26 protein-coding genes are annotated in these 24,896 nt (G+C 59.9%); 18 read left to right on the top strand and 8 right to left on the bottom strand.

The genetic code is table 11. The features are described 5' to 3' along the window. Positions 1-69: 69 nt before the first annotated feature. From mnmE to hemE, 4 genes are all read right to left on the bottom strand, one after another. Complete coding sequence (mnmE, locus tag ACU5AY_RS17615; protein ID WP_446829051.1) at positions 70-1,398, bottom strand: tRNA uridine-5-carboxymethylaminomethyl(34) synthesis GTPase MnmE; 1,329 nt, start codon at positions 1,396-1,398, stop codon at positions 70-72. A gap of 321 nt (positions 1,399-1,719) precedes the next feature. After that, the gene (gene rho, locus ACU5AY_RS17610; protein WP_261928325.1) at positions 1,720-2,985 is read right to left on the bottom strand and encodes a transcription termination factor Rho; all 1,266 of its coding nucleotides are present in this window, start codon (positions 2,983-2,985) and stop codon (positions 1,720-1,722) included. Between the two features lie 191 nt (positions 2,986-3,176). Beyond that, positions 3,177-3,716, bottom strand: a complete 540-nt coding sequence (gene hemJ, locus ACU5AY_RS17605; RefSeq protein ID WP_446827170.1) for a protoporphyrinogen oxidase HemJ — start codon at positions 3,714-3,716, stop codon at positions 3,177-3,179. A 10-nt stretch (positions 3,717-3,726) separates the two neighbouring features. Beyond that, a complete protein-coding gene (hemE, locus tag ACU5AY_RS17600) occupies positions 3,727-4,734 on the bottom strand; it encodes a uroporphyrinogen decarboxylase (RefSeq protein ID WP_446827169.1) in 1,008 nt (335 codons plus the stop codon). A 426-nt stretch (positions 4,735-5,160) separates the two neighbouring features. On the opposite strand from hemE, the gene ACU5AY_RS17595 reads away from it, so the two are divergent. From ACU5AY_RS17595 to dnaQ, 5 genes are read left to right on the top strand one after another with little or no spacing between them, the layout of a single operon-like run. Beyond that, positions 5,161-5,982, top strand: a complete 822-nt coding sequence (locus ACU5AY_RS17595; protein WP_446827168.1) for a pyruvate, water dikinase regulatory protein — start codon at positions 5,161-5,163, stop codon at positions 5,980-5,982. 28 nt (positions 5,983-6,010) lie between these two features. Continuing rightward, positions 6,011-6,610 (top strand): Maf-like protein, encoded by a 600-nt coding sequence (locus tag ACU5AY_RS17590; RefSeq protein ID WP_446827167.1) that lies wholly within the window; start codon positions 6,011-6,013, stop codon positions 6,608-6,610. Next, positions 6,603-7,466 (top strand): shikimate dehydrogenase, encoded by an 864-nt coding sequence (locus tag ACU5AY_RS17585; protein ID WP_446827166.1) that lies wholly within the window; start codon positions 6,603-6,605, stop codon positions 7,464-7,466. Before ACU5AY_RS17590 ends, ACU5AY_RS17585 begins: the two co-directional genes overlap by 8 nt. Continuing rightward, positions 7,463-8,059 (top strand): dephospho-CoA kinase, encoded by a 597-nt coding sequence (coaE, locus tag ACU5AY_RS17580; protein ID WP_446827165.1) that lies wholly within the window; start codon positions 7,463-7,465, stop codon positions 8,057-8,059. The genes ACU5AY_RS17585 and coaE overlap by 4 nt, the downstream gene beginning before the upstream one ends. Further along, positions 8,059-8,766: a DNA polymerase III subunit epsilon gene (gene dnaQ, locus ACU5AY_RS17575; RefSeq protein ID WP_446827164.1), complete on the top strand. Its 708-nt coding sequence runs from the start codon at positions 8,059-8,061 to the stop codon at positions 8,764-8,766. The genes coaE and dnaQ overlap by 1 nt, the downstream gene beginning before the upstream one ends. Before the next feature lie 63 nt (positions 8,767-8,829). Here the strand turns inward: dnaQ and secB are convergent, their stop codons facing one another. Then, a complete protein-coding gene (gene secB, locus ACU5AY_RS17570; protein ID WP_446822362.1) occupies positions 8,830-9,312 on the bottom strand; it encodes a protein-export chaperone SecB in 483 nt (160 codons plus the stop codon). Positions 9,313-9,404: 92 nt separating this feature from the next. Beyond that, positions 9,405-9,905, bottom strand: coding sequence for an FxsA family protein (locus tag ACU5AY_RS17565; protein WP_446827163.1), 501 nt, complete (start codon positions 9,903-9,905; stop codon positions 9,405-9,407). A 132-nt stretch (positions 9,906-10,037) separates the two neighbouring features. Between ACU5AY_RS17565 and ACU5AY_RS17560 the strand changes: the two genes are divergently transcribed. The 5 genes from ACU5AY_RS17560 (at position 10,038) to gyrB (ending at position 15,373) form a co-directional block, all read left to right on the top strand. Continuing rightward, a complete protein-coding gene (locus tag ACU5AY_RS17560) occupies positions 10,038-10,739 on the top strand; it encodes a Tim44/TimA family putative adaptor protein (protein WP_446827162.1) in 702 nt (233 codons plus the stop codon). Between the two features lie 4 nt (positions 10,740-10,743). Next, complete coding sequence (gene mltA, locus ACU5AY_RS17555) at positions 10,744-11,859, top strand: murein transglycosylase A (protein WP_446827161.1); 1,116 nt, start codon at positions 10,744-10,746, stop codon at positions 11,857-11,859. Beyond that, on the top strand, positions 11,859-12,431 hold the full coding sequence (locus ACU5AY_RS17550) for a Smr/MutS family protein (RefSeq protein ID WP_446827160.1): 573 nt from the start codon (positions 11,859-11,861) through the stop codon (positions 12,429-12,431). The genes mltA and ACU5AY_RS17550 overlap by 1 nt, the downstream gene beginning before the upstream one ends. Beyond that, positions 12,428-12,793, top strand: coding sequence for a helix-turn-helix domain-containing protein (locus ACU5AY_RS17545; protein ID WP_446822357.1), 366 nt, complete (start codon positions 12,428-12,430; stop codon positions 12,791-12,793). The genes ACU5AY_RS17550 and ACU5AY_RS17545 overlap by 4 nt, the downstream gene beginning before the upstream one ends. A 144-nt stretch (positions 12,794-12,937) precedes the next feature. Then, a complete protein-coding gene (gene gyrB / locus ACU5AY_RS17540) occupies positions 12,938-15,373 on the top strand; it encodes a DNA topoisomerase (ATP-hydrolyzing) subunit B (RefSeq protein ID WP_446822356.1) in 2,436 nt (811 codons plus the stop codon). Positions 15,374-15,433: 60 nt separating this feature from the next. Here the strand turns inward: gyrB and ACU5AY_RS17535 are convergent, their stop codons facing one another. Next, entirely contained in the window at positions 15,434-16,084 is a 651-nt protein-coding gene (locus tag ACU5AY_RS17535; protein WP_446827159.1) for a nitroreductase family protein, read from the bottom strand. Between the two features lie 437 nt (positions 16,085-16,521). Between ACU5AY_RS17535 and ACU5AY_RS17530 the strand changes: the two genes are divergently transcribed. The 8 genes from ACU5AY_RS17530 (at position 16,522) to ACU5AY_RS17495 (ending at position 24,429) form a co-directional block, all read left to right on the top strand. Further along, the gene (locus tag ACU5AY_RS17530; protein WP_446827158.1) at positions 16,522-17,796 is read left to right on the top strand and encodes a polyhydroxyalkanoate depolymerase; all 1,275 of its coding nucleotides are present in this window, start codon (positions 16,522-16,524) and stop codon (positions 17,794-17,796) included. Positions 17,797-17,966: 170 nt separating this feature from the next. After that, positions 17,967-18,413, top strand: a complete 447-nt coding sequence (locus ACU5AY_RS17525; protein WP_446822353.1) for a DUF2852 domain-containing protein — start codon at positions 17,967-17,969, stop codon at positions 18,411-18,413. Positions 18,414-18,506: 93 nt separating this feature from the next. Then, positions 18,507-19,280, top strand: a complete 774-nt coding sequence (locus ACU5AY_RS17520; RefSeq protein ID WP_446827157.1) for a M48 family metallopeptidase — start codon at positions 18,507-18,509, stop codon at positions 19,278-19,280. A 58-nt stretch (positions 19,281-19,338) separates the two neighbouring features. After that, positions 19,339-20,013, top strand: coding sequence for a phosphoribosylanthranilate isomerase (locus ACU5AY_RS17515; protein WP_446827156.1), 675 nt, complete (start codon positions 19,339-19,341; stop codon positions 20,011-20,013). Beyond that, entirely contained in the window at positions 20,010-21,230 is a 1,221-nt protein-coding gene (gene trpB / locus ACU5AY_RS17510) for a tryptophan synthase subunit beta (protein ID WP_446822350.1), read from the top strand. The genes ACU5AY_RS17515 and trpB overlap by 4 nt, the downstream gene beginning before the upstream one ends. 2 nt (positions 21,231-21,232) lie before the next feature. Continuing rightward, complete coding sequence (trpA, locus tag ACU5AY_RS17505; RefSeq protein ID WP_446822349.1) at positions 21,233-22,072, top strand: tryptophan synthase subunit alpha; 840 nt, start codon at positions 21,233-21,235, stop codon at positions 22,070-22,072. 44 nt (positions 22,073-22,116) lie between these two features. Beyond that, entirely contained in the window at positions 22,117-23,043 is a 927-nt protein-coding gene (gene accD / locus ACU5AY_RS17500) for an acetyl-CoA carboxylase, carboxyltransferase subunit beta (protein ID WP_446822348.1), read from the top strand. Between the two features lie 42 nt (positions 23,044-23,085). Beyond that, a complete protein-coding gene (locus ACU5AY_RS17495) occupies positions 23,086-24,429 on the top strand; it encodes a bifunctional folylpolyglutamate synthase/dihydrofolate synthase (protein WP_446827155.1) in 1,344 nt (447 codons plus the stop codon). A 72-nt stretch (positions 24,430-24,501) separates the two neighbouring features. Here the strand turns inward: ACU5AY_RS17495 and trxA are convergent, their stop codons facing one another. Further along, positions 24,502-24,822: a thioredoxin gene (trxA, locus tag ACU5AY_RS17490; RefSeq protein ID WP_261928301.1), complete on the bottom strand. Its 321-nt coding sequence runs from the start codon at positions 24,820-24,822 to the stop codon at positions 24,502-24,504. Between the last annotated feature and the right edge of the window lie 74 nt (positions 24,823-24,896).

Below are 24,896 nucleotides of genomic sequence, written 5' to 3'. Positions count from 1 at the left end.
TGTTTCACGTGAAACATTAGCATGAATTGTAAAGTCATGTCGTCTTGTCCGTCGAATGTTTCACGTGAGTCACTTGCCAACGCAGAATTCCCGAAAGATCACGTCAAGCAAGTCCTCAACATCGACACGGCCTGTAACTCTCCCCAGCGAGTTGGATGCCTGCCGCAACAGTTCCGCACGCAGTTCCAAATCCAGAGTTGACGAGCGCACTGCGGCGTCAATCGATCGCCTCGCCTCATCGAGAAAATCCTTGTGTCTCAAGCGGTTGGGTAGGGCTGCATTTAATACCGGAACCGAATCGATCACTGCCTTCAGCAACAGGTCCTGTAGCTCAGGCAAACCAAAACCGGAACTCGACGAAATGACGACATCAAATCCAGTTGAATCATTGTCATCATGAAGATCCAACTTGGTTCCAACGCACAGAAAGGGCACATTCAAGCCTTCTACCGCAGAGGGATCCGCCACTTGGCCGCATTCTGAGAGCAACAGCACCAGGTGTGCCGATTCCATCTCATGTCGGGCACGGCGAATCCCCTCGGCTTCAACTACATCGATGGATTCCCGCAAGCCCGCTGTATCGACAAGATGAACGACATAACCGCCCAGATTGAGATCCACCTTCAGAACGTCCCGCGTGGTGCCGGCCACATCGGTGACTATAGCAACATCACGTTTCGCCAATGTATTCAAAAGACTGGATTTTCCGGCATTCGGCGGTCCCGCGATCACCACCTTGAAACCGTCACGGATGATTTCACCGGCGATAATTCCTTTCGTATGCGAATCGATCTCGTCAACCAACGCCCTCATGTCCGACCAGATCTGATCCGAAACCGCACCGGGAATGTCCTCCTCATCGGAAAAGTCCAGTTCCGCTTCAATCAATGCCCGTCCACGGGTCAGGCGATCCGCCCAACCGGCATAGACCCTGGACAGACCACCGCGCATCTGCTCGACCGCGAGCCGCCTCTGCATCTCCGTTTCTGCCGAGATAAGATCTCCAAGACCTTCAATCTCCGTCAGATCCAGCTTGCCGTTCTCGAACGCCCTTCGCGAGAATTCGCCGGCTTCGGCATGCCGAATACCAGCATAACCATTTGAAATAACATCAAAAAGACCAACAACAACCGCGCGCCCACCATGCACGTGCACCTCCAGGCAATCTTCTCCCGTAAAGGACGCGGGGCCGGGGAACCAAACCACGATCGCCTGGTCGAGGACATGATCATTCCGGTCATGAATCGTTCGGAGCGTGGCGATCCTCGGTGCAGGCAAATTGCCGGTTAATCGATGGCAGATCTCTGCGGCACGGGGACCACTGATACGCACCACGGCAACACCTGCTGGCAGATGCCCGCTGGAAAGCGCATAGATTGTATCCGAAGAGGATGCCATGTCACTGCTACTTTGTCCGATTGGGGGTTCGACGCCGTCGACGCTGCCAAGCAGCATAAGCGCGAAAGCCGACGGCCCCATGCGTTTCACGCCGCCAACGGCCAATGCTTATGGCCAATGCGACCGATGATTTCAAGTGTCGATATCCACGTCAGCCAAACCGACTGTCCCCGCCGGCACGCCCACGGGATCAAGAGTAAACCGTTATGCGAAGGTCGGAATAAAAAGTCAGCCCGTCAACCCAATGCAGGGTAACGGGCCGGACAATCGCCATGGAATGACTGGAACGCCGGACCCGTCAGAGAATCCGGCTAATAAAAATTAGGTGTTCATCGAATCGAAGAAATCACCGTTGTTCTTTGTCTGCTTGAGCTTGTCGATGAGGAATTCGATCGCATCCGTGGTGCCCATGGGCGCGAGAATCCGGCGAAGGACAAAGATCTTCTGCAGATCCTGGCGCGGCACCAGAAGGTCTTCCTTACGCGTACCCGACTTCAAGATATCCATGGCCGGGAAGATACGCTTGTCGGCGACCTTGCGGTCCAGCACGATTTCGGAGTTACCAGTACCCTTGAACTCTTCGAAGATGACTTCATCCATGCGGCTGCCGGTGTCGATCAGGGCCGTGGCGATGATCGTCAGCGAGCCGCCTTCCTCGATGTTACGGGCAGCGCCGAAGAAGCGCTTCGGCCGCTGGAGCGCATTGGCATCCACACCGCCGGTCAGAACCTTGCCGGAGGACGGCACCACGGTGTTGTAGGCGCGACCGAGGCGGGTGATCGAGTCCAGCAGGATCACGACGTCGCGGCCGTGCTCGACGAGACGCTTGGCCTTCTCGATGACCATCTCCGCCACCTGCACGTGACGCACGGCCGGCTCGTCGAAGGTCGAGGACACGACCTCGCCGCGAACCGAACGCTGCATGTCGGTCACTTCTTCCGGCCGTTCGTCGATCAGCAAGACGATCAGATAACATTCCGGATGGTTGGCGGTGATGGAGTGGGCGATGTTCTGCAGAAGAACCGTCTTACCGGTTCTCGGCGGCGCCACGATCAGACCGCGCTGGCCCTTGCCGAGCGGCGCCACGAGATCGATCACGCGGGGCGAGAGGTCCTTGGTGGTCGGATTCTCCAGCTCCATCTTGAAGCGTTCGTTCGGATAGAGCGGCGTCAGATTGTCGAAATGGATCTTGTGACGGATCTTTTCCGGATTGTCGAAATTGATCGTGTTGACCTTCAGCAGGGCGAAATAACGCTCGCCTTCCTTCGGCCCGCGGATCGGCCCCTCTACCGTGTCGCCCGTCTTCAGCGAGAAGCGTCGGATCTGGGAGGGTGAGATATAGATATCGTCCGGACCCGGAAGATAGTTCGCATTTGCGGAACGCAGGAAGCCGAAACCGTCCTGAAGCACTTCCACCACGCCTTCGCCGATGATCTCCACATCCTGGCTCGCCAGCACCTTGAGGATCGCAAACATCAGTTCCTGCTTGCGCATCGTGCTGGCGTTTTCGACTTCCAGCGATTCTGCGAAAGCCAGCAGATCCGTCGGCGTCTTGTTCTTGAGTTCTTGAAGCTTCATTTCAGCCATGAAGGGAAACCATATCCAATTTCTGAGGAGATCGGTGCGCTTATTCTTTTTGCGGGCTGCTCCAGCATCATTTGCCGGCAGCTCGATCTTGCACGCACCACGGAGAAGAGATGGCCGGAAAATAGCGATTCACGTGAAACCCCGCAAGGAAAAACCTTTCAGGCCATCGATTTATTCGAACGGGCCGCCGGCTAAAACGGTTTAACCACGACCAGAATGACGATGAAGATCATCAGGACTGTCGGAACTTCATTGGCAAGGCGCCAATAGCGCACCGACTTTCTCGGCCCATCCGATTCGAAATTCCGAACGGCCCGACCGAGATGCTCATGAAATCCGGTCATTATGGCGACAAGAAGGATTTTCGCATGCAGCCAACCACCCATGAAACCATACATGCTCCAGGCGAGATAGAGACCCAGAAGCCAGGTGATCACCATCGCCGGACGCATGATCACCTTAAACAGCCGGCGTTCCATTACCTTGAAGGTTTCAGACAGCTCCGAGCCGGGCAGGGCATCCGTATGGTAGATGAAAAGTCGGGGCAGATAGAACAGACCCGCCATCCAGGAAATCACCGCAACGATGTGAAAAGCCTTGATCCAGAGGAAGAAATTGTCCGGTTGCGCCAGATAGACGACACCCAGAATTCCGAGAAACACCGCGATCGCAAACCCTGCGCGTAGCGCAGCCTTCCGCCCGGCAATCCGGTCGACAGCCTTCCCCGTCATCGCCCGCCTCTCACCCGTTGCCCCGCACGCGATCGACGAGCGCCGTCACATGATCCGGGTTCGCCTGCGGCGTAATGCCGTGGCCGAGATTGAAGATCAGCGGGCCATTCCCGAGCACCTGCAGGATCGCATCAATCCCGTCCTCGAGCGCCTTGCCGCCTGCGACGACACGCATCGGATCAAGATTGCCCTGGACCGCTCCGTCCTTCTGCAGCTCAGCGGCAAAGGAAAGCGGCACCGACCAGTCGAGGCCGATCGCATCCGCATCCGTACCCTGACGGTATCCCTTGAGCATGTAGCCAGCTCCCTTGGCGAAGGCGATGATCTTCGCGCTCGGCCGGCTCGATCTCACGCGATCGACCATCCGGCGAACGGGTCCCACCGCAAAGCGCTCGAATTCCTGCTCGCCAAGAACGCCAGCCCACGAATCGAAAATCTGCACCGCATCCGCGCCGGCATCGATCTGGCGGATCAGATATTCGGCTGAGATATCGGCCAGAAGCGCCAGCAGATGATCGAAGGCTTCCGGGTGCTGATAGGCGAAAAGCCGGGCCGGCGCCTGGTCAGGCGTTCCATGCCCCGCGATCATGTAGGTCGCCACCGTCCAGGGCGCACCGCAGAAGCCGAGCAGCGTGGTTTCCTGCGGCAGGGCTGAACGAATGCCCGTTACCGTTTCGAAGACCGGGGCCAGGTAATCGAGAACGCCTTCCGGCGTCAGCTTCCGGATGCCATCCTCGGTGATCGGATCCATCGACGGACCGAAGCCTTCCGTAAATTTCACGTTCCGCTTCAAGGCATCCGGTATGACGAGAATGTCCGAAAAGAGAATCGCCGCATCAAAACCGTAACGCCGGATCGGCTGCATCGTCACTTCGATCGCATGTTCCGGCGTGTAACAGAGATCGAGAAAACTGCCTGCCTTGGCCCGTGTCTCACGATATTCCGGAAGATACCGCCCTGCCTGTCTCATCAGCCAGATTGGCGGAGGAGAAACGGTTTGTCCGCTCAACACCCGCATAATCTTACGCTCTTCGCTCAGCAAAGCGCATCCTTCCCAATAAATAAGAAATGAATCTAAATAGGCTTCTATTTCTTAGAGTCGGTGAGTAGCAAGGATTAAAATCAATTCACCGAATGTTCCCGGTTCGAGGAAATTGAACCGCTGAAGGGATACAAATTCACAAGGAATGGAAAATTATCGGGATTATCTTCACAACACGAGGAATTTCAAAGAGATATGGCAGAATGAAATTCGCTGAGCCTTGTGGATCGATTGTTGATAACGTTTTACAAACGGCAGCCATCCCCAGAACCCACAGGCATAGTGGCAAATCATCCCGGAAAGTCGAAATGTGGATATCTGGACCTTTTTCCCACAGGCTAGGGCGCCCGATTCCAGACAGCCCAGATTGTCCCGGCTTATCAACAGGCAAAGGATCTTAGCGTGGAGAACAGAAAAAACTTCTTCCATCTCCATCTGATTTCTGACTCAACCGGCGAGACTCTCATCTCGGCGGGGCGTGCCGCTTCGGCACAGTTCAACGGGAGCCACGCCATTGAACACGTCTATCCTCTAGTGCGAAATCGTAAACAATTGGTTTCCGTCCTGGAAAAGGTCGATGCCGAACCGGGAATCGTTCTCTATACAATCGTCGATCAGGAGCTCGCCACGATCCTCGATCACACCTGCATCGAGATCGGCATTCCGTCAGTCAATGTGCTGGAGCCGGTGATCTCCGTCTTCCAGACCTATCTCGGTGCTCCCTCGCGGCGGCGAGTGGGCGCGCAACACGATATGAACGCCGATTACTTTGCCCGCATCGAGGCACTGAATTTCACGATGGATCACGACGACGGACAGATGCCCGAGGATCTGGACGAGGCGGATGTGATTCTTGTCGGCATCAGCCGAACGTCCAAGACGCCGACCAGCATCTATCTCGCCAACCGTGGCATCAAGACCATCAACATCCCGATCGTCCAGGGTGTGCCGCTGCCCGAGCAGCTCGTGAAGGTGACGAGACCGTTGATCGTGGGATTGATCGCCACCAGCGACCGCATCTCGCAGGTGCGCGGCAATCGCGATCTTGGTTCCACACCCGGCTTCGACAAGGGAAGTTACATCGACAGGGCCGCGATCGCCGAGGAACTGAAATATGCCAGGGCCATCTTCTCGAGAAACAACTGGCCGGTGATCGACGTGACACGCCGCTCGATCGAGGAGACGGCCGCGGCCATTGTTGCCCTGCGCCCCCGCTTGCGATAATCCGGCGACAGTCACCGAAAGGCCTTCCATGCAGCCGACATTAATTCTCGCCTCGACCAGCCCCTTCCGTCGCATGCTGATGGAGAATGCCGGCCTTCAATTCTCCAGCGTCTCCGCCGATATCAATGAGCGGGCGATCGAGGAGAGCATGCCGGCAGCGGAGAGAACGGGGGAGGGCGTCGCCAGCCGTCTCGCTGCGGAAAAGGCCCTGGAGGTCAGCCGCCGGTATCCGAACGCCTATGTGATCGGATCCGATCAGACCATGTCGCTCGACGGGACGCTGTTTCACAAGCCGAAGTCGTCCGAGGAGGCGAGGCGACAACTGGCAAAGCTTGCCGGACGCACGCATCGCCTGAACAGTGCCGTCGCGATTGCACGCGAAGGCGTTGTGGTCGAACAGTTTGTCAGCCACGCGGACCTCACCATGCGGGCCTTCAGCGATCGCTTTCTGGACCGCTATATAGAGACTGTCGGAGACAAGGCATTGCTGAGTGTCGGCGGCTATCAACTCGAAGGCGAGGGGATACAGCTCTTCGAAAAGATCGAAGGCGACTACTTCACCATTCTCGGTCTGCCCCTGCTGCTGCTTCTTCAAATTCTACGTACACTGGATGTCTTGGATGCATGATTCACGTGAAACAAAATCGCCGGCGGCATTTGTAACCGGCTATCCAGTTCGCCATTCCCGATCGCCCATGATCCACGGATACTGGCTGAAACGCTTCGGTATCGCCGGAAGCTATTCGGCTAAAGAGGTCGCGCCGGAGGCTTTCGCGGAATTCATCGAGACACTAAAGGACGGCCGCTCGGGCTTTGTCGGCGGCAACGTCACGATCCCCCACAAGGAAGCGGCCTTCGCACTAGCCGATCGTCCGGATGAACTGGCGGAAGAGCTCGGGGCGGCCAACACGCTGTGGCTCGAGGATGGACGGCTCTGTGCCACCAATACGGACGGTTACGGCTTCACGGCCAATCTTGACGCCCGGGCGCCGGGCTGGGATCGCTTAGGTGGCCGTGCCGTGATCGTCGGCGCCGGTGGGGCGAGCCGTGCGGTCATCCAGTCGGTCCGCGACCGCGACTTCTCCGAGGTCCATGTCGTCAACCGCACGGTGGCACGCGCCAAGGAACTGGCGGACCGGTTCGGGTCCCGCATTCACGGACATGCATGGGAGGCATTGCCGGAAGTCCTTTCCGGCGCCAGCCTGTTCGTAAACACCACATCGCTCGGCATGGACGGCGGCGAAGCCCCGGAGATCAACTTCTCCGGTATGGCGGCCGATGCTGTCGTCACGGACATCGTCTATGTGCCGCTCGAGACGCCACTCCTGAAGCAGGCCCGTCTGCAGGGTCTGAGCACGGTCGATGGGCTCGGCATGCTTCTGCATCAGGCTGTCCCGGGTTTCGAAAAATGGTTCGGCCGTCGACCGGAGGTTTCGGAAGAGCTGCGCAACCTGGTCATCGCCGACATGGAGGCGCATGCGTGATGATCATCGGGCTGACCGGATCGATCGGAATGGGTAAATCGACAACGGCGAAGATGTTGGCTGACGAGGGCATTCCCGTAAACGATGCGGATCAGGTCGTTCATGACCTCTATGCCGGTGAGGCAGTGCCGCTGATTGCCGAAGACTTTCCAGAGGCGATAGTCGACGGGCGCGTCGATCGTCAGTTGCTTTCAAAGACTCTGGCTAAGAAGCCGGATAAATTGAAAGCCCTCGAAGCGATCGTCCATCCATTGGTGCGAAACAAGGAGCGCGAATTCGTCAATGCCATGGAACGGGAAGGCCGTCATCTGGTGGTCCTCGACATACCGCTTCTGTTCGAAGTGGGACGCGCCGAAGATGTCGATGCGATCGTGGTGGTCACTTGCGATGCCGACGAACAGCGCCGCCGGGTGCTTGCCCGGCCGAACATGTCTGTGGAGAAATTCGAGTTCATCCTCTCCCGGCAGATGCCGGATGCAGAAAAGCGTCGGCGGGCCGACTATATTGTCGACACCGGCCATGGCATGGATGCTGCCCGAGAACAGGTCCGCGCGATCATTGCGGAGCTCAGGGCCAAAAAGGGAAAACGCTGATGCGGGAAATCATCTTCGATACCGAAACAACGGGCCTTGATAACAAGACCGATCGCGTCATCGAAATTGGCGGTATCGAACTCGAGAATCACTTCCCGACCGGCAGGACGATCCACATCTACATCAATCCGGGTGACAAGACGGTCCATCCGGACGCACTGGCCGTGCACGGGATTACCGACGAATTCCTGAAGGACAAGCCACCCTTCGCGTCGGTGGTGGATGAAATCCGCGAATTCTTCGATGGCGCAAAGTGGATCGCCCACAACGCGTCCTTCGATATGGGCTTTATCAATGCGGAGTTCGCCCGGCTCGATATCCCACCGGTACCGCAGGACCAGGTGATCGACACACTGGCGATGGCCCGCCGCAAGCATCCGATGGGCCCGAACTCGCTCGATGCCCTCTGCCGGCGTTATGGCATCGACAACTCGCACCGCACCAAGCACGGCGCTCTCCTCGACTCCGAGCTTTTGGCGGAAGTCTATATCGAGATGATCGGCGGTCGGCAGACGGCCCTGGGACTGAGCGTCGAAACCGGACGCGACGGCTATTCGGAGGAGGAAGACGGTTCCGACCAGCCGATCGTGCTGGAGGCAAGGCCGCGGCCGCTTTCCCCGCGTCTCAGCGAAACCGAGATTGCCGCGCATGAAAAGATGATTGCCGGGATGGGCGACAAGAGCCTCTGGAAGAAATACGCCGATTGACGCAAACGGCCTTGGGGGATGCCCGAAAGAAGAAGCCCGGCTCTTGGCCGGGCTTTTTGCTTATCAGTTGGTGGTTGCCTGAACCTGCTGGCGGGCCTGTTCTTCGGCCATGCGCTGCTGGAACATCCGGGCAAAGTCGATCGGATCGATCATCAGCGGCGGGAAGCCGCCGTTGCGGGTGGCGTCGGCAACGATCTGGCGGGCGAACGGGAAGAGAAGGCGCGGGCACTCGATGAAGAGGACCGGCAGCAGGTGTTCCTGCGGGAAGCCGGTGATGCGGAAGACGCCGCCATAGACCAGCTCACAGTTGAAGACCACCTTGTCGCCGTCGCGCGCTTCGGCCGTCAGGGACAGGATGACGTCGAAGTCGGAACCGGAAAGCGGGTTCGCATTGACATTGACGTTGATGTTGATTTCCGGAGCCTTGTCACGGGACTGCAGGGACCGCGGCGCGCCAGGATTTTCGAAGGAAAAATCCTTGATGTACTGGGCGAGAATATTGAGGGACGGGCTTTCAGGAGCCTGTGTGCCGTTTTCGTTGGCCATCGAATTTTTCCTCTAGGTCAAAAAGTCGATAGGCGATCTAGCACTTTGGCCATGGGCTTACAACCCGTGCCAGCCCGCGTCAAAGAGGCCGCTCAGTTGTCGATCCGGGGCTTGTCGGACCATGGCGACGAACCGTTGCCGGGCTTGCGCTCGAACTCGTCCTCGTCGAGATCGACAACCGGACTGCGATCGCGGCTTGCGCCAGGCGTCCGGAACGAAGCCGCCGACGAAGTGTAGACCGTGATGTTCTGGCGGAAATGCCGCCAGACGAAGTCGCGAACCGGCGGCAGGAACAGGAGCAGGCCAATCGCGTCGGTGATGAAACCGGGCAGGAGAAGCAGCAGTCCTGCGATAACGACCATGACGCCATGGATCATGTCGCGGGCAGGATCCTTGCCGGATCGCGTCTCGTCATTCAGCCGCCGGAGAATGCCGAAGCCCTGGACGCGAAGCAGGACGATGCCGGCAAGCGATGTCAGCAGGATGAGGGACAGCGTCGCCAGCACACCGATTTCCCTGCCGACGAGGATGAATCCGGCGATTTCCAGTATCGGCAGAAGCAATATCGTCGTGGCTATGATGGGCGTGCGCATTCCGTCTGTCCTTTTCATCGCGGTTCGGTTCCTGAGACCGTTTACCTTCATGTCTTCTTTGTTTGAATGATCGTCCTATCGAGACTATATGGGTATAGTAACTAGAAAGACGATATCGAAACCGGGACAAGCATGGGCACCAACGATTTTGTAACCCTCTTTTTTCTCGTGGCCGCAGTCCTGATTTTCCTGCAGCTTCGCAGCGTTCTCGGTCGACGCACCGGCAACGAGAAGCCGCCCTATGAACCCTATAACACCCGCGACATGGCCAAGGGACCGGGAAGCGACCCGGCCGACAAGGTCGTGACCATCGCCCGGCGTGGCGAGGACGGGGCCACGGACGAAAACCGCTACGAAGCGGTCGACAGTTTCGCCAAACCCGACACCGAGATCAACCGGTCGCTGCGCGCATTCGTCGACGCGGATCCCGCCTTCGACCCGAAGGAATTCGTCAAGGGTGCGCGGATGGCTTACGAGATGATCGTGATGGCCTTTGCCGAAGGCGACCGCGCGACCCTCAAGGGTCTTCTTTCAAGAGAAGTCTATGAAGGGTTCGACAAGGCAATTGCCGATCGGGAGAGTCGTGGCGAAACGGTGAAGTCGACCTTTGTCGGTATCGACAAGATCGACATCGTCCAGGCCGAAGTTCGCGATGCCGATGCCATGATCAAGTTGAAGATCGTCAGCCAGATGATTTCGGCCACCTATGACAAGAGCGGCACGATGATTGACGGAAGCGCCGAGGAAGTGGCCGAGATCAGCGATATCTGGACATTCGCCCGCGACGTCCGCTCGCGCGATCCGAACTGGAAGCTGGTCGCGACCGAATCCTGATCCCATGACCGAAGGACAGGATTTCGAACTCAGGCCGGTTTCCTTCGCTGACCTGCCCCGATGGCAGGAGGACGATCCATCGTCTCTGGCAGGCGCCATGCGCGCCTGTCTTACCCACCTGAAGTCCGCCAAACCTTACAAAACGGGATCACTCGGCCTCAACGCCGGTGATCTTGTTTTGCTTCTTGAGCAAGCCGAACGGCTGACCGACAACAACCCGCAGACCTGGCGCGCCTTCTTCGAGGCGACCTGCGAACCGTTTCTCATCCGCCGCAGGGATGGCGAGCGCGGCTTCGTGACTGCCTTCTACGAACCGGAGGTAGAGGTGTCCGCTGTCGCCGACGAGACGTACCGCTTCCCGTTATATCGCAGACCCGACGACATGGTCGATGTGTCGGACGCCAACCGGCCGGCCGACATGGACGCCTATTACGAATTCGGCCTGCTGAGCGATGGTGCCATTTCCTGTTATCCGGACCGCGGAGAAATCGAACGGGGCTATCTGGATGGACGAGGGCTGGAGATCGCCTGGGCGAAATCCAGGGCCGACGTCTTCTTCACCCATGTGCAGGGTGCCGCCCGGCTTCGCTATCCCGATGGCAGTCTGAAGCGGATCACCTACGCCGCAAAGGCCGGACATCGCTTTTCCGGCATCGGCAAGCTCCTGATCGAGAGGGGAGAGATCGCGCGCGAGGCGATTTCGATGCAGTCGATCCGAGCCTGGCTGGAGGCGAACCCGGACCGTGCGGACGAGGTCTACTGGCAGAACCGCTCCTACATATTCTTCCGGGAGGCTGCCGTTGACGACGTGAACCAGGGGCCGATAGCGGCGGCAAAGGTCCCGCTTGTGGCGGGCCGTTCGCTCGCCGTCGACCGGCGCATCCACACCTTCGGCTTCCCTTTCTATATCGTCAGTGAAGCCATCTCCCATATGGATGATGCCGGCCACTTCGCGAGGCTGATGCTGGCGCTGGATACCGGCTCCGCCATCACCGGGCCGGCTCGCGGAGACATCTTCACCGGTTCCGGCGATGAGGCGGGCGAAATGGCCGGCGCCGTCGCGTGCCCGGCCGACTTCTACATCCTCGTACCGAAGGCCGCGGCCGCGAGATACCGCTGATGGCCAGGGATCGGAAACTGAGCCGCGAGGAACGCATTCTCTGGGGCAAGGTCGCGCGCACCACCAAACCGCTACCGGGCCGGATGGACGCCTTTGCCGAAGAGCCGGAAGAGGTTGATTTCGGGGAAATGCTGGCAGCGCCGGTTTCTCCGCCCGTCGTCAAGGCGAAGCCGGATGACTGGGATGTACCTTCCTATCAGGCGCCGCCCCAAGAAAAGCCGAAAGGGATCCACCATCCGCTGGAACGCCCGGTCAAACGCAAGCTGCAGAAAGGGCATCTTTCGCTCGAAGGCCGTATCGATCTTCATGGCCTCGTCCAGAGCGAGGCGCACAACATGCTGCTCGATTTCATCATCCGGGCGCATCAGCGCGGGATGCGACATGTGCTGGTGATCACCGGCAAGGGTCGCTCGATGGGCAGCGACGGCGCATTGAAGCGGGCGGTGCCGATCTGGTTCCGTAAGCCCGAATTCCGCTTCCTGATCTCGTCCTACGAAACTGCCGCTGAGCGGCACGGGGGAGAGGGCGCCATTTATGTCCGCCTGTCGCGGGCAAGGGAAGACCAGACATGACGCCATTCGGTGAAGCCATGCGGGCGCTCAGGCAGGCGAAGGGCGTCTCGCAGAAGGAAATGGCCGCCGCCATCGGCGTCTCGGCCGCCTATCTCTCGGCGCTGGAGCATGGCCGGCGCAGCCCGCCGAGCTTCGATCTTCTGCAGCGGGTGGCGGGCTATTTCAACATCATCTGGGATGAGGCCGAGGAGCTGTTCTTGATCGCCGGCATGTCCCATCCGCGGGTCGTCGTCGACACCTCCGGCCTTCCTCCCGGACATACCGAATTTGCCAATCGGCTGGCACATGCGATAAGGGATCTGTCACCGGAAACGGTACGAGAACTGACGGCGATCCTGGAAAAGCGGACAGGCGGGAATTGAACGGCCCGTCATCCCCTGTTTTATGCCATAATGCTCCGTCATGGATTTGGAACTTGCGGCAAATTCCCTATAGTCCGACAGGGACAAAACCGGTGATTCGCAAGGGTTGCCGCCTTACTCCGTCAACAGTGAAAGACTTCTTAAATGACCGATACACCTGAGCATGAAACCGGCGCTTCCGGCGAATACGGCGCCGATTCCATCAAGGTTCTGAAAGGCCTGGATGCGGTGCGCAAGCGCCCCGGCATGTACATCGGGGATACCGACGACGGATCTGGCCTCCATCACATGGTTTATGAAGTCGTCGACAATGCGATCGACGAGGCGCTGGCAGGTCATGCCGACATCGTGACGGTGACGCTGAATGCAGACGGCTCGGTGACCGTGACCGATAACGGCCGCGGCATTCCGACGGACATTCACACGGGCGAGGGCGTTTCCGCCGCCGAAGTGATCATGACGCAGCTGCATGCCGGCGGCAAGTTCGACCAGAATTCCTACAAGGTGTCGGGCGGTCTGCACGGCGTTGGCGTGTCGGTGGTCAACGCGCTGTCGGTCACGCTGAAATTGAAGATCCGCCGCAACGGCAACGTCCATGAAATGAGCTTCACGCACGGCGTTCCGGATGCGCCGCTGAAGATCACCGGCAGCTATGAGGGACGGTCCGGGACGGAAGTCACCTTCCTGCCGAGCACGAACACGTTCACGAAGACGGAGTTCGATTTCTCGACGCTCGAACATCGCCTGCGCGAACTGGCCTTCCTCAACTCCGGCGTCCACATTCTTCTGACCGACAAGCGCCATTCCGACATCAAGGAAGTCGAGCTCGTCTATGAAGGCGGGCTGGAAGCCTTCGTCAGCTATCTCGACAGATCCAAGAAGCCGTTGATCGAAAAGCCGGTCTACATTCGCGGCGAAAAGGACGGCATCGGTGTTGAAGTGGCGCTGTGGTGGAACGACAGCTACCACGAGAACGTCCTCTGCTTCACCAACAACATTCCGCAGCGCGACGGCGGCACGCATATGGCCGGCTTCCGTGGCGCGCTGACCCGTCAGGTTACCTCCTATGCCGATACGTCGGGCATCCTGAAGAAGGAAAAGGTCACGCTGTCGGGCGAAGACTGCCGCGAAGGCCTGACGGCGGTGCTCTCGGTCAAGGTGCCGGACCCCAAATTCTCGTCGCAGACCAAGGACAAGCTGGTGTCGTCCGAAGTGCGGCCGGTGGTCGAAAACCTAGTCAACGAAGCGTTGTCGACCTGGCTGGAAGAACATCCGAGCGAGGCCAAGACGCTGGTCGGCAAGGTTGTCGAGGCCGCTGCCGCCCGTGAAGCGGCCCGCAAGGCCCGCGAACTGACCCGCCGCAAGGGCGCGCTCGACGTTGCGTCGCTGCCGGGCAAGCTTGCGGATTGTTCCGAGAAGGATCCGGCGAAGTCCGAACTCTTCCTCGTCGAGGGTGACTCCGCAGGTGGCTCGGCGAAGCAGGGCCGGTCGCGCGAAAGCCAGGCGATCCTGCCGCTGCGCGGCAAGATCCTCAACGTGGAACGCGCCCGCTTCGACAAGATGCTGTCGAGCCAGGAAATCGGCACGCTGATCACCGCGCTGGGTACCTCGATCGGCAAGGACGAGTTCAATCCGGACAAGCTGCGTTATCACAAGATCATCATCATGACCGATGCTGACGTCGACGGCGCCCACATCCGCACCCTGCTGCTGACCTTCTTCTTCCGGCAGATGCCGGAACTGATCGAGCGCGGGCACCTCTATATCGCCCAGCCGCCGCTCTACAAGGTGTCGCGCGGCAAGTCGGTCCAGTACCTCAAGAACGAAAAGGCTCTTGAGGATTACCTGATTGACCAGGGCCTGGAGGAGGCGACCCTGACCCTTGGCAATGGCGAAATGCGCGCCGGGCAGGACCTGCGTTTGGTCATCAACGACGCGCTGCGCCTGCGCAGCCTCGTCGAAGGGCTGCATTCGCGCTACAGCCGCGACATCGTCGAGCAGGCCGCGATCTGCGGAATTCTCAATCCCGAACTGACCGACAAGCCGGAACAGGCAAGCGCCACTGCGCAGGAAGTGGCGACCCGCCTCGACCTGATCGCCGAGGAAACCGAGCGCGGCTGGGAAGGCGAGGTGACGCCCGAGGGTGGTCTGCGCTTCCAGCGCGTGGTCCGCGGTGTGCGGGAAGTCGCGGTTCTCGACAGCGCATTGATCGGTTCGTCCGATGCCCGCTACATCGACCAGCTGACGCCGCGGCTGCAGGAAGTCTACAAGCAGCAGCCGACGCTCAACCGCAAGGAAGGCAGCCTCCAGGTTTCCGGTCCGCGCATGCTGCTCAACGCGATCTTCGCCAGCGGCCGCAAGGGTCTGTCGATGCAGCGCTACAAGGGTCTCGGTGAGATGAATGCCGAGCAGCTGTGGGAAACGACGCTGGATCCGAATGCCCGCTCATTGCTGCAGGTGCGAGTCAACGATGCCGTCGATTCTGACGAAATGTTCTCGCGACTGATGGGTGACGAAGTTGAACCCCGTCGTGACTTTATTCAGGAAAACGCGTTGAACGTGGCGAACCTGGACATCTAGTCGAGGTTATTCTGCCGATATGAAAAGACCCGCCGGATGCCGTCCGGCGGGTCTTCTGTTTCAGCTCTCCGGAAAAATACCTTCGCCGGCGATCTTGTCGAGCGGCAGCCGGTCACTCGGCACTTCGCGCAACCGAAGTTCTTCCGGGAGGTCTTCCGGTGCGCCGATCTTGCCGATGGCGATGGCGACCTCGGGACGGAAGTCCTTTGGCACGGAGAATATCTCCATCGCCTTGTCATGATGAATCCCGCCCATGGCGTGGGCATGATAGCCAAGCTTGGACGCCTGCAAGGCGAGCGACACCCAGGCTGCGCCTGCATCGAAGGCGTGGCTGTAGAGATTTTTCGATTCACCCGTCTTGTCGTCCCGGATCGTCTGTCTGGAGTAGACCAGGATCAGGGCACCGGCATTGCGCGCCCAGCGGAAGTTCGATTCCATCAGGACCGGCCCGATCTTCTCCCAGGCCGGCGTGCCGCGCGGGCCGTAGACGAAACGCCACGGCTGGCGGTTACTGCCGGATGGTGCCCAGCGCGCCGCCTCTAACATGGTCTTCAGATCGGACTCCGGCAAAGGATCGCTGGTGAATGACCGCGGCGACCAGCGATTTGCGAAGAGCGGATCGATATCGTGGGCAGGCTGTCTAGGATGGATGAATGACATCTGGAATTCCTTTAGAAATAAAGCCATGTCTGAATTCGTTGCGTGATTCACGTGAAACACCGGCACAGTCGAGATCTCAATGGATCACTCCTCCTTCGATCGGTGAAGGGAGAATCTGAAGAATCCGGCTAAAAATGCCGAGTTTCGCAATCCATCCAGGAACGCTCTCTGCAAGTGAGTGTTCGGAACCGCAAGATCGTAGCCGGAAATAGAGCGCGATTGCCAGCGGACAAGGAAGCTGCCCGCCCTGACTTTTGCGTTGCGACATGCGGCCCTGTTGCGCCGCACCAGAAACCTGCTAGGGTCATGGTTAACCCGGAGCCGGTCGTGCGTTGTGCGCAGTCGTCCGAGGTCGGAATGTGACGGATTATCCAGTTGCCGAGGAAGCGTGCGGGGCCAAACCGATATGGTGCCCGCGGTGGTCGCACTGCCTGACAAGCCATGGGCAAGCTGCGTGGGATATCCGGACCAGAAAGGTGGCGTTTCCCATGTTTTATCAACTCTACGAATTGAACCATGCCATGGTCGCGCCCGTCAGGGCGGGAGCCGATTTGTGGCGGATGGCCTATCGCAATCCTCTGAACCCGCTGTCCCACACGATGCTCGGACGATCGCTTGCGGCGTCGCTCGAGGTCTTCGAACGTGCCACGCGCCGTTATGGCAAGCCGGAGTTCGGTCTGAGCGAGACCGAGGTGGCCGGAGAGCGCGTTTCGGTCCACGAAAAGGTGATCTGGTCCAAGCCGTTCTGCAAACTCATTCATTTCGAGCGCGTGCTGCCTGCCAATCACGGCAAGGACCCGCGCATCCTGCTCGTGGCACCCATGTCCGGTCACTATGCGACCTTGCTGCGGGGAACGGTCGAGGCACTGCTGCCGCATGCCGATGTCTACATCACCGATTGGGTGGATGCCCGAATGGTGCCGGTTTCGGAAGGCCGCTTCGACCTCGACGATTTCATCGATTACCTGGTCGAGATCTTTCAGTTCATGGGACCGGGCGTGAACGCCGTTGGCGTCTGCCAGCCTTCGGTCCCGCTGCTTGCCGCTGTCGGCGTCATGGAAATGGACAGCGATCCCTGCGTGCCGGCGTCCATGACCCTGATGGGCGGCCCGATCGACACCCGCGTCAATCCGACGGCGGTTAACAAGCTGGCGCAGAGCAAGCCGCTCGACTGGTTCCGTGACAATGTCATCATGAACGTGCCGTGGCCGCAGCCGGGCTTCCTGCGCCCGGTCTATCCGGGCTTCCTGCAACTCTCCGGCTTCATGTCGATGAACCTCGACCGGCACATGATCGCCCAGAAGGACTTCTTCTTCCACATGGTGAAGAATGACGGTGATTCGGCCGAAAAGCATCGCGACTTCTACGACGAATATCTGGCGGTGATGGACCTGACGGCGGAGTTCTACCTGCAGACGGTCGACGAGGTTTTCATCAAGCACTCGCTTCCCAACGGCCGGTTCAAGCATCGCGGCCGGAAGGTCGATACCAAGGCGATCCATAATGTCGCCCTCCTGACCGTCGAAGGCCAGAACGACGACATCTCGGGCGTCGGCCAGACCGAGGCCGCGCATTTCATATGTCCGGGCATTCCGAACGAGAAGCGCATGCACTACGTGCAGGCTGACGTCGGTCACTACGGTGTCTTCAACGGATCGCGCTTCCGCCGCGATATCGTACCGATGATCGTCGATTTCGCGCGCACTCACAGTTCTGGCCGCAAGGCCTTGACCCCACGGGTCATTGAAGGCGGGAAGGCCTGAGGCGGCACGCAAGGCCGCTTCAACCGCCGGCGCGATCCCGATAAATCGGTTGTAAAACAGACTATTGTCCGAATTCGGGTGGCATATGCTTGAACCCGAATTGGCGGGTTACCACATCAAACTCATCGGTTCGGCATCCTGCCGGTCCGAGGAAAGCGAGGTAACTCACAATGAACCAGTCAGCATTGCTTCGTCCCGACTGGACGCCGGCAACGATCGCACTGATGGTGTTGGGCTTCGTCATTTTCTGGCCTCTCGGTCTGGCTATGCTTGCCTACATCCTGTTCGGCGAACGCTTGCAGGAATTCAAGCGGGACATGAACTCGAAAGCAGACGGAATTTTCGCCGGCTGCAGGTCGAGCCGTAGCCGATACGGCCGTCCGCATTTCTCAACCGGCAACGTCGCCTTCGACGACTGGCGCCGGCAGGAACTGGAACGGCTGGAGGAAGAACGCCGCAAGCTCGATGAGATGCGTGCCGACTTCGACGAGTACATGCGCGAACTGCGCAGGGCGCGGGACCAGGAAGAGTTCGACCGTTTCATGCGCGACCGTCCGTCCAGGCGACAGGATGGCGGCAACAACGGCAACCCGGTCCCCGGTTATACCGGATCCTGAGCGCTGATACCGTTGATCTGAAAAGAGGACCGGCATCGAATGGATGCCGGTTTTTGTTTGGCGACAACAGTTTCGAATCGGATAGAAGAGGGCATGTTCGGATTGATTGAGCGTGTCAGGAACAAATTGCCGAAGCCACCTGGCGTGGTCAAGACGACCATTGACGTCGATGGCAGGCCGATGCCGCTGGTGATCCGCAGCAACCCTCGCTCCACCCGCATCACGCTGAGGATAGAGCCCGGTGGCAACCTCCTGAAGATGACCGTTCCGCCCGGCGTTCCGCGCCGCGACGTCGACGATTTTTTGCGGCGCCATCAGGAATGGTTGGCCGACAGGTTGTCGCGGTTCGGCGACGACCGGACCCTTCGGGACGGCAGTGAAATCCACTTGCGCGGAGTCAGCCACCAGATCGAGCATACCGGCAAGCTGCGTGGGCTGACCCAGAGCATCGAACGTGAAGGCCGTCACATCCTGACGGTCAGCGGCATGGAAGAACATACCGGCCGACGCGTCGCCGACTTCCTGAAGAAGGAAGCGCGCGGCGATATCGAATCCTACGTGGCGATCCATTCGAAGGCGGCCGGCCGGCCGTACAAGTCGATCACCATGAAGGATACCCGCAGCCGCTGGGGATCGTGCTCGAGCGACGGCAAGCTGTCGTTCTCCTGGCGCATCGTCATGGCGCCGCCATTCGTGATCGACTATCTCGCCGCCCACGAAGTCGCCCATCTCCGCGAGATGAACCACGGGCCGCGCTTCTGGGCGCTATGCGAAAAGCTCTGCCCGCGAACGGACGAGGCAAAGGTGTGGCTGAAGAAGAACGGTACGCTGCTGCACGCGATCGACTTCGGACCGTCGGCCCTCTGACGGCCGCGGATGGCGATTTTTCTCGACTCTTTTACCGTTTCATGTCACTTCCGCCCAGATGAAACCGGATATCAAGATCTGCGGCCTCAAGACGCCTGAAGCGGTGTTGCGCGCTGTCGAGCGCGGAGCCACGCATATCGGCTTCATTTTCTTCGAGAAAAGCCCGCGCAACATAGAGCCGGATGTGGCCGGAAAGCTCGCGGACCTGGTCCGCGGTCGCGTCAAGGTCGTAGCCGTGACTGTCGACGCCGATGACGAGACGCTGGAGGAGATCGTTGCGCTCCTGAAGCCTGATATCCTGCAATTGCACGGCAGCGAGAGCCCGGAACGCATCCTGTACCTGAAGGCTCTGTTTGGCCTGCCCGTCATGAAGGTGTTTTCGGTTCGCGACGCCGACGACCTTAAAAAGGTCGATGCCTATGAAGGCGTTGCCGACAGTTTCCTCTTCGACGCCAAGGCGCCGAAGGGCTCCGAATTGCCCGGAGGCAACGGCGTCAGCTTCGACTGGAGCCTGATGGACAGTCTTGACGATCACCTTGATTACATGCTTTCCGGAGGCCTGGACAAGGACAACGTCAGAACGGCGGTTCTGATGACCGGGGCGAGGGGGATCGACGTATCCTCCGGTGTGGAATCCGAGCCGGGCGTCAAGGATCTCGCCTTGCTCGACCAGTTTTTTGATGCGGTGCCCGACAAGCCGATGAAGACGGCCGGCACAGGGAGAATGATGTGAACCAGACGCCTAAGCCCAATTCCTTCCGGTCCGGTCCCGACGAGGACGGACGTTTCGGCATCTATGGTGGGCGCTTCGTCGCCGAGACCCTGATGCCGCTCATCCTCGAGCTTGAGGAACAGTGGAACCGGGCAAAGACGGATGCCGAGTTCCAGGCCGAGCTTGCCCATCTCGGAACGCATTACATCGGCCGTCCGAGCCCGCTCTATTTCGCCGAGCGCCTGACGGAAGAACTCGGCGGCGCTAAGATCTACTTCAAGCGCGACGAGCTCAATCACACCGGCAGCCACAAGATCAACAACTGCATCGGCCAGATCCTTCTCGCCAAGCGCATGGGCAAGACCCGCATCATCGCCGAAACCGGCGCCGGCCAGCATGGCGTCGCGTCCGCCACCGTTGCCGCCCGTTTCGGTCTTCCCTGCGTCGTCTACATGGGCGCGACCGACGTCGAGCGTCAGGCCCCGAACGTCTTCCGCATGAAGCTGCTGGGCGCCGAGGTCAGGCCGGTAACCTCCGGTCACGGCACGCTGAAGGACGCGATGAACGAGGCGCTGCGCGACTGGGTCACCAATGTCGACGACACCTATTACATCATCGGCACGGCCGCCGGCCCGCATCCCTATCCGGAAATGGTCCGCGAGTTCCAGTCTGTCATCGGCACGGAGGCCAAGGAGCAGATGATGGCCGCCGAAGGCCGCCTGCCGGACATGCTGGTCGCTGCCGTCGGCGGCGGCTCGAATGCCATCGGTCTCTTCCATCCCTTCCTGGATGACGAGTCGGTCCGCATCGTCGGCGTCGAAGCCGGCGGCAAGGGCCTCGACGGCGAGGAACATTGCGCCTCCCTGACGGCCGGCAGCCCGGGCGTCCTGCACGGCAACCGCACCTATCTGCTGCAGGACAGCGACGGACAGATCAAGGAAGGCCATTCCATCTCCGCCGGTCTCGACTATCCGGGCATTGGTCCCGAGCATTCCTGGCTGAAGGACAGCGGCCGCGTTGAATATGTGCCGATCATGGATGACGAGGCGCTGGCCGCCTTCCAGCTCCTGACCCGCACGGAAGGCATCATTCCGGCGCTGGAGCCGAGCCATGCGCTGGCCGAGGTGGTCAAGCGCGCACCGAAGATGGGCAAGGACCAGATCATCCTGATGAACCTGTGTGGCCGCGGCGACAAGGACATCTTCACCGTTGGCAAGATTCTCGGAATGGGCCTCTGATCATGACTGCACGTATGGACAAACGCTTCGCCGACCTGAAGGCGGAAAACCGCCCGGCGCTCGTCACGTACTTCATGGCCGGCGACCCCGACTACGAGACCTCGCTCGGCATCATGAAGGCGTTGCCGGAAGCCGGCGCCGACGTCATCGAGCTCGGCATGCCGTTCTCCGACCCGATGGCCGACGGCCCCGCCATTCAGATGGCCGGTCAGCGTGCGCTGAAAGCTGGCCAGACCCTCATCAAGACGCTGCAGCTCGCCCGCGATTTCCGCAAGACGGACAACGACACTCCGATCGTGATGATGGGCTACTACAATCCGATCTACATCCACGGCGTCGAGAAGTTCGTCGACGAGGCCATCGAGGCCGGCATCGACGGACTCATCGTTGTCGACTTGCCGCCGGAGATGGATGATGAGCTCTGCATCCCGGCAGTCGCCAAGGGTATCAACTTCATTCGCCTGACGACGCCGACCACCGACGACAAGCGCATGCCGCGGGTTCTGCAAAATTCCTCCGGTTTCGTGTATTATGTGTCGATGAACGGCATCACCGGCTCGTCCCTGCCGGATCCGTCGCTGGTTTCCGGCGCGGTGAAGCGGATCAAGAGCCACACCGATCTGCCGGTTTGCGTCGGCTTCGGCGTCAAGACCGCCGAGCATGCCAAGCTGATCGGCGCGTCCGCCGACGGCGTCGTGGTCGGCACGGCGATCGTCAACCAGATCGCGTCGAGCCTGACCAAGGACGGCAAGGCGACGGCGGATACGGTGCAGGCGGTGGCGACGCTGGTCAGCGGACTGGCATCTGGCGCGCGGTCGGCACGCCTTGTTGCCGCCGAATAGCGGGTGTAATCCGCATTTAGTTTGAAATTTCAGGAGCAAGAGCTTTGAACTGGATCACCAACTACGTCAGGCCGCGGATCAATTCCATGCTCGGCCGCCGCGAAGTGCCGGAAAATCTCTGGATCAAATGTCCGGAAACCGGTGAAATGGTCTTTCACAAGGATCTTGAGGAAAATCTCTGGGTCATTCCGGCGTCCGGCTATCACATGAAGATGCCGGCGAAAGACCGTCTACGGACGCTCTTCGACAATGGCCAGTACGAATCCCTGCCGCAGCCCAAGGTGGCGCAGGATCCGCTGAAGTTCCGCGATTCCAAGAAGTACTCGGACCGTCTGCGCGACAGCCGTGCCAAGACCGATGCCGAAGACACGATCAATGCCGGCGTCGGCAAGGTGAAGGGCCTGAAGCTCGTCGCCATCGTGCACGACTTCAACTTCATCGGCGGTTCGCTCGGCATTGCCGCCGGCGAGGCGATCATCAAGGCATTCGAGCGGGCGATTGCCGAGAAATGCCCCGTCGTCATGTTCCCGGCTTCCGGCGGCGCGCGCATGCAGGAAGGCATTCTTTCTCTCATGCAGCTGCCGCGCACGACCGTTGCCGTCAACATGCTGAAGGAAGCGGGTCTACCCTATATCGTGGTGCTGACCAACCCGACCACCGGCGGCGTCACGGCCTCCTATGCAATGCTCGGCGATATCCACTTGGCCGAACCCGGCGCCGAAATCGGCTTTGCCGGCAAGCGGGTGATCGAGCAGACCCTGCGCGAAAAGCTGCCGGAAGGCTTCCAGACTTCCGAATATCTGCTGGAGCACGGCATGGTCGACATGGTCGTCCGCCGGCACGATATCCCCGATACGCTGGCACGGCTCTTGAAGATCCTGATGAAAAAGCCGGTGGATGGCGTGCGCGAGGAAATTGACCGGACGCCTGCAAGCGCAGAACCTGCTCCCAAGGCAGAAGCCGCAGAATAATCGCGCGTTTGCTTCTTTTGCCGCATCGTTGGATGAGATTTCATGGACCAATCCGTGCGGAGTGAAGCCGAGAACGAAATCAACAAGCTGATGGCGCTGCATCCCAAGGGATTCGATCTGTCCCTTGACCGGATCACGCGCCTGCTGGATCGGCTCGGCAATCCCCATCTCAAGATGCCGCCGGTGATCCATGTCGCCGGCACCAACGGCAAGGGATCGGTCACGGCATTCGCAAGAGCGCTGCTGGAGGCAGCCGGCCTCAGCGTTCACGTCCATACATCACCGCACCTCGTCAACTGGCATGAGCGCTACCGCATCGGCGTGAAGGGCGGCAGCGGCCGTCTGGTCGAGGATGCGGTCTTTGCGGATGCGATCCGTCGGGTCGGCGAGGCCAATCGCGGCGAGACAATCACGGTGTTCGAGATCCTGACCGCCGTGATGTTCGTCTTGTTTTCCGAAGCGCCGGCGGATGTCGCCATCGTTGAAGTCGGCCTCGGTGGGCGGTTCGACGCGACCAACGTCATTCCCGAACCGGCCGTTTCCGTCATCATGCCGATCTCGCTTGATCACCAGGCCTATCTCGGCGACCGCGTCGAACTGATCGCCGCCGAAAAGGCCGGCATCATGAAGCGGCGCTGCCCTGTCGTCATCGGCCAGCAGCAGCATGACGAGGCTCTGGATGTCCTGTTGTCGACGGCGGAACGTCTGCATTGCCCGACAGCCGCCTATGGCCAGGACTATGTCGCCTATGAGGAATACGGCCGGCTGATCTACCAGGACGAATTCGGGCTCGTCGATCTGCCGTTGCCGCGCCTTCCGGGCCGGCACCAGTACGCCAATGCCGCCGCCGCCATAAGGGCTGTGAAGGCGGCCGGCTTTGCGCTGCCGGATGCCGTCATCGAGCAGGCGATGCAGTCGGTCAGCTGGCCGGGCCGCCTGCAGCACCTGACCAGCGGCGCGCTTTTCGACAAGGCTCCGGCGGGTTCGGAAATCTGGGTCGACGGCGGCCATAATCCGGGCGCCGGCGAAGTTATCGCCGAAGCCGTGGCCAATTTCGAGGAACGCCAGCCGCGGCCCTTGTTCCTGATCGCCGGCATGATCAACACCAAGGATCCGGTCGGCTATTTCCGCGCCTTCGAGGATCTGGCCGAGCACGTCTTCACCGTGCCGATCTTCGGCACCGACGCGCGCATCGATCCGGTCGTGCTGGCGGATGCCGCGGGTGAGGCGGGTCTTCTGTCGAGCCCTACAGCGTCGGTTTCCGAGGCCTTGGAGATGATGAAGCAGCATTTGCGCCCCGACGCTCCGCCGCCGCGAATCCTGATCGGTGGCTCGCTCTATCTCGTCGGCGACGTGCTCGCCGAAAACGGTACTCCTCCGACCTGAACTCGCAAAAAATCGGCAAAGAAAAAGCCCGGCGAAAACCGGGCTTTTCTCATGCCTGCAAATGAGGTCGCCTTAGGCGGCGCTGGAAATCCAGCTCGTCAGGGCGGTCTTCGGGGCGGCGCCAACCTTGATGTCGGCCACTTCGCCACCCTTGAACATGGCGAGCGTCGGAATGGAGCGGACGCCGAACTGGGCGGCCAGTTCCGGGTTTTCGTCGATGTTGAGCTTGGCGACCTTCACCTTGCCGGCGAATTCGACCGAAAGCTCTTCAAGGCTCGGAGCGATCATCTTGCACGGGCCGCACCATTCGGCCCAGAAATCCACGATCACGGGCTCTGCCGACTGCAGGACTTCGGCTTCGAAATTGGCGCTGTCAACTTTCACGGTAGCCATGTGGCTCTCCTTATCAAAGGGAATATGTTGGTACACATGTGACCCTGTGGGCCCGAAATTTCAATCCCCGATCT

This window comes from Rhizobium sp. PAMB 3174, from assembly GCF_052908375.1.
This window is presented reverse-complemented; position numbering and strand designations above follow the sequence as displayed.

Bases quoted from the DNA above. Each gene is read 5' to 3' on its own strand.
- mnmE (WP_446829051.1), bottom strand. From the start codon at position 1,398: ATGGCATCCTCTTCGGATACAATCTATGCGCTTTCCAGCGGGCATCTG.
- rho (WP_261928325.1), bottom strand. From the start codon at position 2,985: ATGGCTGAAATGAAGCTTCAAGAACTCAAGAACAAGACGCCGACGGAT.
- hemJ (WP_446827170.1), bottom strand. From the start codon at position 3,716: ATGACGGGGAAGGCTGTCGACCGGATTGCCGGGCGGAAGGCTGCGCTA.
- hemE (WP_446827169.1), bottom strand. From the start codon at position 4,734: ATGCGGGTGTTGAGCGGACAAACCGTTTCTCCTCCGCCAATCTGGCTG.
- ACU5AY_RS17590 (WP_446827167.1), top strand. From the start codon at position 6,011: ATGCAGCCGACATTAATTCTCGCCTCGACCAGCCCCTTCCGTCGCATG.
- ACU5AY_RS17585 (WP_446827166.1), top strand. From the start codon at position 6,603: ATGCATGATTCACGTGAAACAAAATCGCCGGCGGCATTTGTAACCGGC.
- dnaQ (WP_446827164.1), top strand. From the start codon at position 8,059: ATGCGGGAAATCATCTTCGATACCGAAACAACGGGCCTTGATAACAAG.
- secB (WP_446822362.1), bottom strand. From the start codon at position 9,312: ATGGCCAACGAAAACGGCACACAGGCTCCTGAAAGCCCGTCCCTCAAT.
- ACU5AY_RS17565 (WP_446827163.1), bottom strand. From the start codon at position 9,905: ATGCGCACGCCCATCATAGCCACGACGATATTGCTTCTGCCGATACTG.
- ACU5AY_RS17560 (WP_446827162.1), top strand. From the start codon at position 10,038: ATGGGCACCAACGATTTTGTAACCCTCTTTTTTCTCGTGGCCGCAGTC.
- mltA (WP_446827161.1), top strand. From the start codon at position 10,744: ATGACCGAAGGACAGGATTTCGAACTCAGGCCGGTTTCCTTCGCTGAC.
- ACU5AY_RS17550 (WP_446827160.1), top strand. From the start codon at position 11,859: ATGGCCAGGGATCGGAAACTGAGCCGCGAGGAACGCATTCTCTGGGGC.
- ACU5AY_RS17545 (WP_446822357.1), top strand. From the start codon at position 12,428: ATGACGCCATTCGGTGAAGCCATGCGGGCGCTCAGGCAGGCGAAGGGC.
- gyrB (WP_446822356.1), top strand. From the start codon at position 12,938: ATGACCGATACACCTGAGCATGAAACCGGCGCTTCCGGCGAATACGGC.
- ACU5AY_RS17530 (WP_446827158.1), top strand. From the start codon at position 16,522: ATGTTTTATCAACTCTACGAATTGAACCATGCCATGGTCGCGCCCGTC.
- ACU5AY_RS17525 (WP_446822353.1), top strand. From the start codon at position 17,967: ATGAACCAGTCAGCATTGCTTCGTCCCGACTGGACGCCGGCAACGATC.
- ACU5AY_RS17520 (WP_446827157.1), top strand. From the start codon at position 18,507: ATGTTCGGATTGATTGAGCGTGTCAGGAACAAATTGCCGAAGCCACCT.
- ACU5AY_RS17515 (WP_446827156.1), top strand. From the start codon at position 19,339: ATGAAACCGGATATCAAGATCTGCGGCCTCAAGACGCCTGAAGCGGTG.
- trpA (WP_446822349.1), top strand. From the start codon at position 21,233: ATGACTGCACGTATGGACAAACGCTTCGCCGACCTGAAGGCGGAAAAC.
- ACU5AY_RS17495 (WP_446827155.1), top strand. From the start codon at position 23,086: ATGGACCAATCCGTGCGGAGTGAAGCCGAGAACGAAATCAACAAGCTG.
- trxA (WP_261928301.1), bottom strand. From the start codon at position 24,822: ATGGCTACCGTGAAAGTTGACAGCGCCAATTTCGAAGCCGAAGTCCTG.